The sequence below is a fragment of the Sphingobacterium zeae genome (assembly GCF_030818895.1).
GTDB lineage: Bacteria > Bacteroidota > Bacteroidia > Sphingobacteriales > Sphingobacteriaceae > Sphingobacterium > Sphingobacterium zeae.
Genome location: NZ_JAUTBA010000001.1, coordinates 976,844 through 992,038, shown reverse-complemented (window position 1 = coordinate 992,038; position 15,195 = coordinate 976,844). Strand labels below are relative to the sequence as shown.

The window sequence follows — 15,195 nt, the reverse complement described above, 5'->3', positions numbered from 1 at the left end:
GGTTCTTAGCAACTAAGATAATTCTTTGGTTTTTCAGAACTGTTATGCACTGTTATGAACGACCCGATTTTGTATAAAAAAAACAAAAGGGGCTATCCGATCTTCTTGGATAGCCCCTTTATTAATATTTTAGACATCGCGTGTATTGACCTAGGAGTCAAGGCATCAAACGTCTATTTTCTTATTTTTCAGCGCTCGATTTAATGGTTACAATGGGTTAATTCGCGATGTTGTTTCGCTAACAATTTCGAAGCGGCTATTGCAATAGGTTGACAATTGCCGCTTCTCTTTCTTTTGGAAAAACTTTTAGCTCCAATAATTGACCGTCCTTTAATCTTCCTTCAACGGTAGTCTGCCCCGGCGCATGTAGTTTAAAATCCACATTCCAATCTTTGGGCCAAGCTGGAAAAAGATAAATTTTATCATCTGTTACCTGCAAAAGCATTTCCTGCAAGCCGATCATGCCCGAACCACCCCAGTTATGATCCGGAACCCAATCAAACCCTGGCCCCCAAAAGGTGGGGAATCGCCGTTCTGCATTTTTTAGTTTCGAGAGGATCAGTTGCTTCGCTTCGTCGGTCAACCCAAGGCGTGCAGCAAAGATATTATGCTGCTTCCAGCCAACATGGCTTTTGAATTTAAGCACATCGGGATCATAGGTGTACGTATTGAGGGCAATATCGATATCTGCTTTACCGATACCATAAATTCCCCAAGGATATACAGGATAGAGCTGCGGGGATTCGGTATTGTTGATCCGGGCCCATAGCTGGGCTGGAGCCAGCATTTTTCTGCCTGCAACTTCACGCTGTGGCAAAGGTGGGATTCTGGTTAAAAACCCCTGAAAATAACCACGCGACTCAGCGTTGATATACCCCTTGGGCAATGCCAGCAATCCTTTGGTCACCTGCTGTAAAGCAGCAATTGTACTTGCCGAATTATAGGCCATTTTATAGGTTTCCGCAGAAGAGCCAGGATATAGTACAAGATGACCTGCATCATCCAATACCTTGCTACCCCGTTGCCGAGCCCGGTATTGATAATGCTCATCAAAAAAACGCAGACAACTTTCTATCAACGGAATGTAAGTCTGAATATCGGACTTATTATAACGTTCTGTTTCCAGTATCATCATGCAGAACTCCAGCACCGTATCCCACTCGTATTCCAGCCAGGCATTATATTCGAGGCCCTTATCAAAATCTTTGGGCCGTTTCCAATTGTATTCAGCAGGATTGGGTAAACCAAAATTTTCGATCTGTTCTGTAAAACTTGCACCAGCGTGCCCCCAATAAAATTTGGATCGCCATTCGGCATTCTTCAAAAGGCGTTGATAAAACTTAAACTGCGCCGGCATTAGATCAAAATCACCGCTCTTCAATAATGGCCAATACACTAAGCGCTGATTTTGTGCGGTATGGGTACCTCCACCCCAATTCCGAAAATCCGGTGTGAACGTAAACGTACTATCGATCGTGACAGGATCGTAGGTAAATAAACCGCCATTAAATTTTGTTGGATAATCTCCGTAAGCATTACAAGCTAGCATAAATCGAAACAACTGATAGTTTCGGCCGACTTGCCAAGCTTCATTATGGGGATCTTTTAAGCCAGGCTGGATAACGATATGACTTCTATCCCAAAAAGATTTCCACCAGGATTCCGTCGCCCGTTTGAGCGACACAAAGCTAGGTTTGGGCGTAGCCAGATCTTCCAGTTCCGCTTTCCAGTGCTTTAGGTCTGCTTGCTGTCCTACGTGAAGCGTAACTTGAAGTGCATGATTGGTTTTTGCGGCTTTACTTTCGAGTACCCAAGCTTGATATGGTGTATTCATATAGGTTCCGGCACGCTCACCGGCGTATACAAAATCTTCTCCTTTTAAAAGTCCCCCTGAAATTAGGCTTTGCAGGGGATTATATAATGAATCTTTGATTGTTGTCAAGCCTTGTTGGTCTACGACAAAATCAAATGCAGTGGTATCTTGATTTTGATGATAAAAAATAACACGGTTTGCTGTTGCTGCAATCTGATCTTTAGGCGTCACTACCGGTTTTGGAGGTGCCCATTTCCAAGAGTTTGCATTGTTTTCCTTTTTCTTTGGAAAAAGATCCTGAAAGCGCCAGTTTTCGTAAGCCGCTTCCACCTTAACCTTCCGGTTGCTGCTCACTTCAAGATGGACATTAGGATTGAAAACATCCACCCAAACCAATATTTCAGCCTTCACTCCTCTGTTCTCCCCTTTCAGAACAATGTGTCCCTTTTCCAACTGCAATTCCTGTTGAAATTTTCCGTCCAAAAACGGGTTGGGATAGAGACGAAGTCGAATACGGCCAAGCTTCAACAGGGTATTGTTCTCGTCAAATGCCCCGGTCTTCCCTAAATACACAAGTAGTTCACCGTTCTCCATCCACACGTTCAATCCAATATCTCCACCTCCTACAGGCATGGATTCAGATGAATTCTTGCTTTGCCTGGACCAAGTTACATTGTAGTCCTTCCAGTTGAACTCTTGCGCCCAGGCTGGATTTAAGAAGGTTGCTACTAGGAATATAATGCCTATAATACGTTTTTCAATCATCATTTCTATTTACCAATCATCTGTACGGAAAGAGCTTAAGGGCAAGCCATTGACTCCAAACACCTCTCCGACGACGAAATCTTTAAATGCATAACGAACAGCCACCGGCTCCTCAACTTTGAGCGACGCGACAATAATGGTCTTTCCTTTCAAAACAGCCTCTGCAGGATAAAAAACCTGATCTTTACCCGCAATTTCAAAAGTCTTTATTTCTTTACCATATGCTGTTAGCCCCAATGGTGCATCCTTAAAAGAAAGTATTGCTGTACTGCCTTTAATTTCCAACGTTTCATATAGGGGGCTTTTGAGATTTAACGTCTCAAAACCATAGCTATCGTGCAGTGCTAGGTAGGCCAATCTTTCGCCACTTTGCTGTTTATGTGATGGGTGGATGCAATTCTGTTCGCCCAAATCCAAGGTGACGGCCATTGCAGAATACGGAATTTTATCCAAAGATTTACGTTGTGCATCGCGTAGATAGGCCGAATTGTATTTTCCCCCAACATGATAAGGCGGCAATGAAGCATAATCAAATGGTGCAATTTGCATAAAATAAAACGGAAGTTTATTATTTCCCCATAACGCACGGAATTTTTCAACCATCCGGGGGAATAGCACTTCATATTGCTCTGGACGATCGTAGTTAGATTCTCCTTGGTACCAAATCATGCCCCGGATACCGTATCTGGCAATAGGATGGATCATACCATTGTACAACATGGTCGGAATACGGTTTTTATCTTTCAGGCCCTCTTCTTCTTTGGGGATCTGCAGACCTTTCTGATCTGCCAACCAGGATGCCTCCATCCAGGCTTCAATAGTTGAACCACCATAGCTGCTATGAATCAAACCAACAGGCACCCCTAAAGTTTTGCGCAATTGCCGTCCGAAATAGTAGGCCGTTGCACTAAAACCGACCACGGATTGCGGTTCTGCTTTCTTCCAAACACTTGGTTTACTGTCAGCTGCGGGCTGAATCTGTGGATTGCGAGGCACGGTATAGATACGCAGTTGATCGTCTTTGGAATCCATCATCGTTTCGGTACTACCGAGGATCGGTTGCCCTGGATAGCCTTTTAAAGGCATTTCCATGTTCGACTGGCCCGAACATAACCAAACTTCACCAATTAAAATATCATGGAGTTCAATGCTATTCTTTTCTGAGACCTTGATCTGATAAGAACCACCTGCTACAGGTGTTTGTACTACAATTTTCCATTGGCCAAGTTTATCTGCTTTCGCTTGATATTTCTGCCCATTCCAGGAGGTCTGTACGGTTATTGTTGCCTGCGGTTCTGCCCAGCCCCAAAAAGGGACTTTGCTTTGTTGTTGCAGCACCATTCCATCGGTAAAGAGCGCCGATAAACGGACTTCCGCCTGGCTCTCCAATTGTGCCAATAGGAATACGATCATAAAAAAATAAGTTTTCATCTTCATACGATTTATCCCATTAAAATACTGGCATCCAAACGCTCATATCACCAAATGCACGGTTTCCCCAAGCAAAATAGGGTACTAGACGCACAGGGATAGTTTCAGGCTTTCCATCGGAAGTTTTACGGTATAGTGAATTCCATTTCGTGCTATTTGTACGATAGGCTTTTCCTTCCAACAAGACAATATCCTGCCCTAATATATTTTCATTTTTCGGCACAAACTGTTCACCCTGTTTCATTTTCAGATCAAAGATATTGACATCCGCAGCCACATCCTGCTTCTCTAGGCAATACACAATCGGTCCACGCATGACTGCAACCTGGTTACGCGTTTCCTCAACCAGTGGATTTGACTCCATCAGAGCAACCTCCATCGGCAGTTTGACGGTAACGCGATCACCTTTCTTCCACAATCCAGCTAATATGGCATAGCCTTTCTCCATCGGTGCTTCGATTTTCGTTTCGTTTTTCCATATTTCAACCTTCCCAGCCCAACCCGGCACCCGGAGTTTCAATGTATAATCGGAAGGAAACTCTTTTAAGGTGAAGGTGGCGGTTCCTACCCATGGATAGCTGGATTCTTGTACAATGTTGATATGTTTGCCTTGATATGTTGTATTTAATTCATTTCCACCATACAAGTTGACTGCTACGGCATCTGTTGCTAATCCGTAAGCATAGTTGGCTACTTCTGCTATCGTACGAACAATATTAGGTGGACAGCAGTTAGACAGTGCAATATAAGGAACACGCTTTTTAGACCAGCGCTGCTGGAATGGAAGATCGGAGGAGTAACTCAATGGATTGGTATACAAAAATTTGTCGCCATCTAAACTAATCCCTGACAGTACACTATTATAGAGTGCCAGCTCCAATACATCGATGTATTTTGCATCGCCCGTGAAATTCGCCATGCGCCAATTCCACAACATATTACCAATATTTGCACAGCTCTCATTGTGCGCAGTTAAGTTGGGCAATTGATAATCCCGCCCAAATGCCTGATGGATTTTCTGTACCTCACTGGGATTATAGGAAGTTCCGTCAGGTGAGGTACCATCATACAGCGATCCCAGACCGCCTGTAATGTACATCTTGTGCTTCGTGACATCGTCCCAAATTTCAAAAAGGCGGTTGCTCAACGTTGTATCTGCAATTTCAGCGCATAAATCTGCGACGCCTGCATATAGATAACTTGCACGCACGGCATGTCCTGTAGCTTTATGCTGCTGACGGAAAGGAATACGGTCTTGATTGTCATCCGTTCCGTCTTCGATTTCACCTTTAATATCAATTAAATGCTTGGCTAGTTCTAAATATTTGGGGTCTTTGGTCGTCCGATAAAGCTCGACGGTCCCCATATAATGAGAGGGACAGATTGCATTTCGGGCTAAAGTTGGATTGGACTTTTTATAAAACCCATACAGATAATCCGCTGCCTTTATTGCAATATCCAATAGTTCCCGTTGTCCCGTTGTCCGGTAATGTATGCATCCGGCCGTCATTAAATGTCCAATATTATAAGACTCAAAGCTCAAACGATCTTGAAATTCAATATTTTGTCCCGAACGTTCCTGATCAATTGTCGCTTTCGTATAGATGTAGCCATCAGTACGTTGTGCTTTTCGGATCGCAGGAGTCACTTCATCTATCATCCGAAGCAGCTTTTTATCTTTTGTCTGGGCATATAGTGCACAGACTGCTTCTAATGTTTTGTAGAAGTCGCCGTCATGAAAAGATGGTCCGCTATGCTCACCCTTTTCCAATCCCGCGGCGATTTCAAAATTACGATAAGCATGGCTAATGGAGGCATCGGTATAAACGTGCCAGAGTTGCGGTACCATCTGCTCATAACACGATTTGGTACGATCCGCCCAAAAGCCTTTCGTCCATTTCACGTCGCCCATATCAACTGCGTTTTGAACAGCATGGGGACTCGACCCCGTATTGGTAATAGACTTTTCCTGGGCCTGGACTTGACAGGCCGTCGCGAAGAAGAGCCCTAGGATCATTAGTTTGTGCTTCGTATTCATGATTTCTTTATTTTGCATCTAACCACAGTAAGTCAACTTTCCCTTGTAATCCGGAAGGTAATAAGCCTTTGAGGAACTTGTCTGACGCTGTTGTCTGTATTTTCTTTTTTACTGTTGTATTCTCTTTTTCATAAAGGAAACGGTTCCCCCATGTATTATAGACCTTGATCTGTACTTTATTATCACCTTGCCGGATAAAATCAGTTACATCGATCTGATAAGGTTTGGTCCAGACAACCCCAGCATATTGTCCATTGACAAAGATTTCTGCCATAGATTCAATGGCCGAAAATTGTAAATGAGCGCGTTGCTTTTCAGCTATTTTTTGGATATGAATGGTCGTTTGATAACTTCCTGATCCAGCATGATATTTAATGTCATCGTCTGCACTGGCTGTCCAAAACTGAGGCTCTTGCTGTTTAATTGCTTGCTTGCCGGATAACCCATCAGCCGTAAATGACCAGGGTCCTGTCAAAGCTGTTTTTCTGGAGTATTGATAGGTCGGTATATCTATTTTTTTATCGCTGGTCAATACAAAGCCAGATTGATACGCATCAAACGATAGTTCGATAACGGTCCTATCGTGGATCACTTTAAACGGTAAAACCGCTAGTTTGTCGCTTACAGGATCGTAACGGTAGGCATATTTTTCTTTTGTCCGTAAGGATAAAGTTGCCTTTTGCGCTAAACTATCTTGATTGGCTACAAAAAGCAAATCACCACCATCGAAACGGCGGTGGTTCCAAGAAATATGTGGATTGTGCCCTTCGTTAATCAGCACATCGGGAGCAATATTTAGCGGCTTAAAATCTTTCTCTTCATAGTGGCCAACAAGCACACGGCCTTTGCCGAATTGCTTTGTTTGTAATGTTGTATTTGTGAATGGCTCTAGCCCAGTGAATAACTCATCAAGCAAAATGCGATACTGTTGTACTTTGTCATCGGTCAGTTTGCCCCGCCATGTCTGTGGAATATCTTGGAAGAGCACCGTAGCCCCTTGATTGACAAGACTCCTGATACGTTCTAGCGTACGAAGGGAATATTGGCTACCATTCGGATTTAATCCTGTTTCTCCAGGCATCACAAGTAAAGCATAAGCAATATGATTCGCAAAAATCACCTTACCGTCCTGTACGCTAGTCTGATTCCAAAGCGCATCGGGATTGAAGGAATCGTAGGCATAGCCGCGTAGTGGATCGACCCAATCTTCGGGTCTATACATATTGGCTCCTGTAGTCACACCTGCAACTTTTTGTAAGGGCAGGCCGACATTGGCCAACAAAGAATCTGTACGATGAACACGGGCTTCACCAATAATACCGGGTAAGACATCGATCAAAGCACTTGGGAGTACAGACCTTCTTGGAATCTCCTCCCCAATAAACACAGCCACATCTCGTACGGGTACTCCATATTGCAGTAGCTGCTGTGAACGGATTGCATAATTGACCCATTCTTTACCAGGCTTCCACCACGTTTGATCGCGCTGAAAATAGGTTCCGATACCGTCCATGGTCATACCAGGTTTACGGTCCATCCAGGGGTTATGCACATACACATGGTAGACCAGATTGTTGATGCCCAAGGCGTAATTTCGGTCCTGAAGACTTTTCAGAAGCCGCGGATGTTCATCCCATTGTGCACGGATCTGGGTAAAAGCCTCCGACATGGTAACGCGCTTACCATAAATATGGCTTCCCGAAATAGCATCCAAGATATCCGCAGGTTTATCGTGCGAAGGACTTCTGAACCAAAATTCGCCCATTGGACGGTCGGTTGAAGCAAAATGTGCCAAACCATCACCGACCATCACAGGAGCAGTCGCTTCTGCTGTAAATTCAACACCGTATTCATCCGCTTTTCGACGTAATGTCGCATAGCCATTCTCTTGTAACAGTTCGCTGATGGTCTGTCTGTAATCTTGCAAAAAGGCTTCGGAATCTTCCACACTATTCACAAAACAACCTGCTAAAACCGGGAGATAGTTAGTCAGGTCATAGCCCCGGCGTTTTAAAAACTCATCCGGAAAACTACGGGTCCAATTTTGACTACCACATTCCCAAGAATCAATATGAAATACCGTGAGAACTTCTTTAGACAAGTGTGGATCTACATGCTTTTTGGCTGCTCCAAACCACTGATCAAATTGAAAAGCGACAGTAGCTGCGTCCAACTTATCACATTCTAGGCCCTTTCCTGCACCAGCAGTTTCATTTTTATGGCCAGTAGAGGTATGTCCCACCCGTAATATTTTCCACCTTCCTGCAGGTAATGTCAGGTCGACACGACCCGCTTGATCCGGCTTAGGCAAACGGATAAGCTGTTGCTGTCCAATAATAGCTTCCGGCACAACAGCGCTTGGGTCGGACTTTTTGCCAACACGCCATATTTCACCTGTCTTACCTTCGATCTGATGAACCTGCGCTTCTTCAAACAGACTGATACCATTCAATTTTAGGGAAGGCTTCCATTTACCAGAATCAAGGTCTTCGGCTCCGGGCTCACTTCCTGTGGGATCGTATACGAAGCGAAAATATTTCGCTTTGGTGTAGGGGATCAGATGTGTTACACCATTATCCCAATCCAACCAGCCCATTCTTGGGGATTCTAATTGTGTAATCTTCCGAAAATTTAAGCCATCATCGCTGGCCCAAACTTGCAGACGATTTGCTTGGTAATTGGATGCTGTCCATTCAATTTTCAATGAATTGCAAGGGAAGGGCCGCTCAAAAGCATATTGGATCCATCCTGGCGCAGCTGCTGCAAAATTTTGTTTGTTGCCTCTTTCAGCCAGTCGTTTTAGATCTTCGCCATAGCTATTGGTTACCTTTACCAGCTCTGTAAAGCTCTTTCGCGGCGAGTGGGTCAATGGCATCGCAAATAAAGCGATATCTTCGTAATAGCCTTGTTGCGTTTGGGGTTGTGGCAATTGAATACCAGGTGATCGCCCGCCCTTGCTATTGACTACGGTATCTGCATAAACCAATTTTTGCATCGATTTTTCTGGACTAATCCATGGTCCACCGGCGGTCGCAAATCCATCATTAGGTAACAAAGCGATCTTTAATCCATATTTTTTTGCCTCGGCAACGATGTATCCAAACATATCCCACCATTCGGGTGTCAAAGACTCTGTTGGCGGATTGAAAAGCGGCGGATCAGTTTTCCCCTTAATAGGGGCCAAATATGCTCCTTTTATGTTGTTATCCGCCATCGCTTTCAAATCTGCTGCAATCCCTTCCTTGGAATAACTGGCATGCATAAAGTACCAAAACACCCAAGGTTTTGCCTGTTCAAACGAACGCTGATCCAAAGGAACTAATGCCGTTGGAATACCTTTAATCTGTGCACTGCTGTTCAAACAGCCCAAAAGAAGACTTGTTCCTAATAGCAACTGAATCCTCGTCATATCTTATCTTGTTCTTTTTTAAAGCTATCCAAAAAGGTTGGGCAGCCTATTTCTTTCATTTTTGAATTTATCTCCCTTATCGCGTCATTTCAAGTAGTCGACACCTACAGGGTTTAACTTTACTTACTAGATAGCTTCCTTCTAATCTTCATTTATTTAATTAGATTTTACGAAATCCTCGATCGATTGTTTCAAATCTGTCGGAATCAAATAAAAGGAATAATTATAGTCTTGTGCTGGAATTTGATATTTTTCCAACGGTTGCGACACATCTGTCCAAGTATCATTTCCACCGACACCCATCTGTTTTAAATCGACATTTAAGGTAATCTTATCTTCTTTTTTCAATTTAAACCAGTGCTTTGCTTCGACAATCGCTTTTTGTGAATAAGGCCATGCACTCATATGCAATGGCTGTTTGCCGACAACCAAAAGACCCGAATTTCTATTTTTGAGGTGCATCCAACGTACATCCATCCGATTTCCGTTCTCCTGTGGATAAAGGTAATGCTCCATCAATTGATCGATGTTCATGTGATAGACACCAAGGTCAAAACCATAAGCACGATCAGGATAATTCTCCATCGGCCCTAAGCCATAGTATTGGATGTCTTCAAATGTCGGATTGATACCCATTTGGAGCCCAACTTTTGGGATATTAGGTAATCCAGCCTTCACCTGCAACTGGTAGTTTACTGACACAATACCTGGATTTTTCACCGTATAGATCACTTTTACCTGTGCAGAATCAGCTGCAAGGGCATACAGTGTCTGTATTTCATACCCTTGATCTTTTTCCTGCGCGTTTACCGACACTACTTTTGGTGTGCCATACCAGTATTTTAGTTTTTTCTCCGGTTTCCAGCCCCGGCGGTCATTGTCCGTAGCCGGCCGCGTAAAGTTTGGGCGAATGGCATCTTTGATTATTTCCTGTCCCTTGTAATTAAACGCAGTCAAACTTCCGGTTAATTTGTCAAAGCTGACCTGAAATGTCTTGCCTGCGATATAATACTTATCGGTAGTTTCTGTCTTAATCAGCTTACCTCCATTGTATGATAAAGGTCGTAGGACATTGGATTGTTCCTGCAAGCGTACTTGCGATGAAGAGACCACAAATCCAACTGGAGCCCATGCAGTCACTTCCCGTAAACGAAATTGAATATCGAGCTGATATTCCTGATCTGCGGCACGCTTGAAAGGTAAATATTTGGCAAAGCTTACCTGTGCAGAATCGCCTGCGGCCAGATTCATGGCCGATATTGGTACTTCTTTTACCAGCAGCCCATTTCTGCGGAATAATAAGACAGCATCATAATGATTTAGGTTGAGCACCGCTGATCTATTTTTGACTTGTACCGTGGCCTTTTCTGGATCAACTAAAGTGACCTCTGCAGGCTGATAGATGCGCTTATTTTCGTACATCGCCGCTTTTGGGCGTCCCCAAGCGTCGGTAATGCCATTCAGGCTAAAAGCGCCATTATGCACCTTTTCACCAAAATCGCCACCATAAGCCAGCACTTTACCATAAACGGAATCTTTGCGAATCAAGGCCTGATCCTTATAGTCCCAGATAAAACCACCGATCAAACGGGGATGTGTACGAAAGATATCCCAGAAATCACGAATGTTACCGGTCGAATTGCCCATGGAATGGGTATATTCAACAAAGAGAATAGGCCGATTATCGCCATTATTTTGATTTAGTAGGAGCGCGGGGGTGAAAATGCCCGGATAAAACCGCGACACGATATCGACATAATATTGATCCTTTACATTTTGAATCCGATGCGCGTGATCGTTGGATTTTGGATAACGAGAATCTGAAGGGTCAATATAGCCCGGCAACTGATGGCTACCCATAGCTGGTTCGTAATGTACAGGACGTGTGATGTCGAAATCATGGATCCAGGCAGCCATCGCGGCTGTATTCGGACCTCTTCCAGATTCATTCCCCAACGACCAGATGATAATCGAAGGATGATTCTTGTCCCGTTCCACCATGCGTGTGACACGTTCCTGAAGTGCCGCCAGCCAGGAGGGATCGTTCATGAGTTTTCCACCAAGTCCATGGGTCTCCATATTAGCTTCATCCATCACCATAATACCATAACGGTCACAGAGCTCATAGATATAGGGATCATTCGGATAATGAGAAGTCCGGATCGCATTAAAATTAAATTGTTTGATTTGGCGAATATCCGCTTCCATATCCTCCCGTGTCAGTGCCTTCCCCCGTTCGGGATGGTGATCATGACGGTTGACACCATAGAGGTAGGTCGTTTTACCATTGATCAGAAGTTTGCTATCGTTTGGAGAGAAAGCGATGCTCCGAAACCCTACTTGACAGGTCTTCGCTTCTAGCAATCGATTATTTTTATCGTACAATGTCAGTACTAAACGGTAGAGATTAGGTTCTTCCGGCGACCATTTCTTTGGATTTTTGAGCGTTGTTTCCATTAGTCCAAACTTCACATTGTCCAATCTCGGATAGATTTCATCAACGACAGCCGAAGCATCTTTTTCTAATGGTTTGTCGAAAATAGGTTTATTCTTGCTATCATACAGCTGTGCTTTTAGCGTAAAACCGTTGATGCTGTCGCCTGAAAAATTATCAACTTTTGGACGAAGCGAGAATTTGGCATCTTGATAATCAGCATCTAAAGTTGCCTGCCAATGAAAATCAGCAATACGAACTTTTGGCTCGGCCATCAAAAATACCTCGCGGTGAATACCGCTCATACGCCAATGATCTTGATCTTCTAGATAGGAAGCATCGCTCCAACGCAAGACTTGGATAGAGATGCGATTTTTACCTTTTTTAAGATAGGGTGTGGCATTAAATTCAGATGGCAGGCAGGAGTCTTCCGCATAACCTACGTATTTGTCATTAATCCACAACTGATAGGCAGAGATAACCCCTCCAAAATGTAAGGTAATATTCATTCCATCCCAAGATTCGGGCAATTCGAATGTTTTTTGATAAGATCCGACACCGTTGTAATCTTTGGGAATACGCGGCGGATCAATTGGGCTAAATGGATAGACTGCCGAACGGTAAATGGGAATATCATAACCTTCCATCTCCCAATTGGAAGGCACCTGGATTTTGTCCCATCCGCTGACCTCGGATAAATGAAAATCTTGCGGTGCATCGGCCGGTTTAAAGGCAAATTTAAAATCCCATTCGCCATTCAAAAAAAGCATCCGTTTGTTTGTTTCTCTTTCATTCTTCAAGGCTTCTTCAATCGTGGCATAAGAATATCCTGTCGCACGTGAGGGGTCTCTATTGATGGAAGTAATCATCGGATTTTCCCAAGGCGCGGCAATATGACCATTCGGCACCGGTGGGATGACCGCCGGTTTACCGTCAACCGTTTGTGCCTGTACTGAAATCGCAGACATCGACAGCAACAGGGCAACACTCAGCTTGGATACGACTATTTTTTTATATAACCTAGTATTTGTAATCGACTTCATATGCTATTCCTTTTTCCAAAACGAGTTCATAGTCGTTTCCTGAGATATGTTTTACTTGACCTTGTTTTACACGTGGAACAACCTTGCTCCGCAGTTTTAATGTCCCTGTTCCAACAGGTGATTTTACCTTGATCTTGTTTTTCGACACGTAAAGTTCAATCTCACCCTTTGGTGTTGGTATTTTTCCCTGCATCCACGCTAAGGATGCCAAATAGGGCTTGATTTCGTACTGCGAATAACCCGCAGCCGTTGGTTGTACACCAAGATAATACTTGCCCAGCAAATAGATCGGGCTTGCTCCCCACGAATGACAAAGGCTCTTACCAAAATCTCTTCCATACATCGCATAGTGCTCGGCTCCTTTTTTCGCTGGATTAAATTCTTCCCAGAAGGTCGTCGCACCCAGTTTTAGCATACCGCCCCAATAGTCTTTCATCTCTTTCATCACATAGTCCTTTTCACCAAGTGCACACAATGCTTCAAGTTCATAGTAACGCATATAAGGGGTGGTAATCTGTTGTACCTGATCATTTAACAAGACATTAGCCTTCACGCCTGCCTGTTGCTGTTCGTTCAGATAATTAAAAAAAATCGCAAACATATTGCTGTAGCGTGTCACGTTATCGGTTTGCTTACCATCAATACGACTATGTGCAAAGGCTTTTTTCTGATCGTTCCAATAATAGGCAAATAGCTTATCTTTGAGTTGTTGAGCTTCTTGTTGATAGTGTTGGTTGTCTTTCGGCTCGCCAACCAAATCGGCACACATCGCCATGGTTTCGAGACTGCGGCACAGCAATAATTGTTCAAAGCTCACTTCCCCCTGCTTGCTGAGACCTTCGGCCCAGTCAATAAATACCCAATCGCCAGCTAAACCTTTCATCAAACCATCGCTATTTCTTCTATCCAAACAAAACTGCATCAGACTTTTCATACGTGGATAGATGCCTGCTATAAATTCCTTATCACCGGTATAACGGTAATAATCTGCGATACTCAAAAACCAATAGAAGGTATAATCCATTATGGTATTGATATGGCTGATTGTAGGCTCTTTACCCCGTAAGGCTAAAATCGTTCTCTTGACGGACTCGGAATCAAAGCCCAAATAGTAATTCATAGCATACGACTGATAGGCATCACCGCTCCAGATCCAGCGATCGCGTTTGATACCGTCAATGAAAAACTCACGTGTGGTTAGCTCCATGGTATATTTGGCTACATCCCATATCTTGTTTAATTCGTTATCGGAACTACGGAAGAACCCGCGATCTGCAACTGGTAGGTATTCGTATTGCATGGATACCTCATCGAACCTCACTGTACCTTCGGGTTCTAAATAAACAAAGCGGAAAGCTTTGGATAGATCAAGAGTACTATCCTGTGGCTGTTGATTATGTATCTCAAGAAGATCAATGGTCTCGCTGGTTTTCGTCGAAAGTGCTTCTTCACGGGACTCGCCATAATAGATGTTCAATCGGCCTGTCCCCACAAGCTTATGCAGGGTAAGAAAACCAAATGTATTTTTTCCGAAATCGACCAAGATACCTTTGCCTTGTTTTTCTTGCGAAAGTGCCTGTTGTGGTTTCACAGGCAATTTAAACGTGGATGGTCGAGCTGTTGGTCCGTTAAAGTTCCATTTACCAGCCTTCACATAGCTTGTTCCAGATTGATCAGACGCTTTACCTGTCTCATCAATCCATTCCTTATCTTCATAGGTTGCGTTCCAATCGCTATCTGTCGTTACGTTTTTTCCTGCAACATACAGTGCCGGAACATTCCCCTGATTGTAAACTTTAATATTAATTTTTTGCTTTCCTTTTTGAAGCATCACTTTAGTAGGTGCACCGGGAAGCATTTTTCCATTGATCTTGACATTATATTTACCTTCGGCATAAATACTGATTTCTTCATCAGCAGGCAAATCAAATTCTTTACTGAACTCGACAAGAACATAGTGACTATCCATCTTCCAAAACGGAGGAAAGAAGGTTCCTCTGTCCGTACGACGATTTTGCATGTTGTTGCTCAACCACACTTCATAATCTCCAGGATACCAGATCCAGGTACTTATTTGTTGTGCAAATGCTGTCGTTGTTGCAATTAAACAACCTATAATTAAAATAATTTTATTCATATTCGAATCATTGTTAATCAATTCACTAACACCAAAACCAATGTTAACTTCGGCGGTATATGTGTTTTTCACTAGTAAAACACGCGCTATATTTTTTTAATTGCTCACTAAAATACACGCTGAGA

The 15,195-nt window shown here is 43.4% G+C and carries 6 protein-coding genes; all 6 read right to left on the bottom strand.

Going from position 1 to position 15,195, the window contains the following annotated elements; all coding sequences use genetic code 11:
- Positions 1-256: 256 nt before the first annotated feature.
- Positions 257-2,581: a DUF5703 domain-containing protein gene (locus QE382_RS04065; RefSeq protein ID WP_307184793.1), complete on the bottom strand. Its 2,325-nt coding sequence runs from the start codon at positions 2,579-2,581 to the stop codon at positions 257-259.
- Between the two features lie 6 nt (positions 2,582-2,587).
- Positions 2,588-4,009 (bottom strand): sialate O-acetylesterase, encoded by a 1,422-nt coding sequence (locus QE382_RS04060; RefSeq protein WP_307184792.1) that lies wholly within the window; start codon positions 4,007-4,009, stop codon positions 2,588-2,590.
- Between the two features lie 19 nt (positions 4,010-4,028).
- Entirely contained in the window at positions 4,029-6,047 is a 2,019-nt protein-coding gene (locus tag QE382_RS04055; protein ID WP_307184791.1) for an aceric acid hydrolase, read from the bottom strand.
- 7 nt (positions 6,048-6,054) lie between these two features.
- Positions 6,055-9,456 carry a glycosyl hydrolase gene (locus tag QE382_RS04050; protein ID WP_307184790.1) on the bottom strand — a complete coding sequence of 1,134 codons (3,402 nt, stop codon included), beginning with the start codon at positions 9,454-9,456 and terminating at the stop codon, positions 6,055-6,057.
- 156 nt (positions 9,457-9,612) lie between these two features.
- The gene (locus tag QE382_RS04045) at positions 9,613-12,933 is read right to left on the bottom strand and encodes a glycoside hydrolase family 2 TIM barrel-domain containing protein (RefSeq protein ID WP_307184789.1); all 3,321 of its coding nucleotides are present in this window, start codon (positions 12,931-12,933) and stop codon (positions 9,613-9,615) included.
- Positions 12,911-15,142 (bottom strand): alpha-L-rhamnosidase-related protein, encoded by a 2,232-nt coding sequence (locus QE382_RS04040; protein WP_307184788.1) that lies wholly within the window; start codon positions 15,140-15,142, stop codon positions 12,911-12,913. Before QE382_RS04040 ends, QE382_RS04045 begins: the two co-directional genes overlap by 23 nt.
- Positions 15,143-15,195 lie beyond the last annotated feature (53 nt).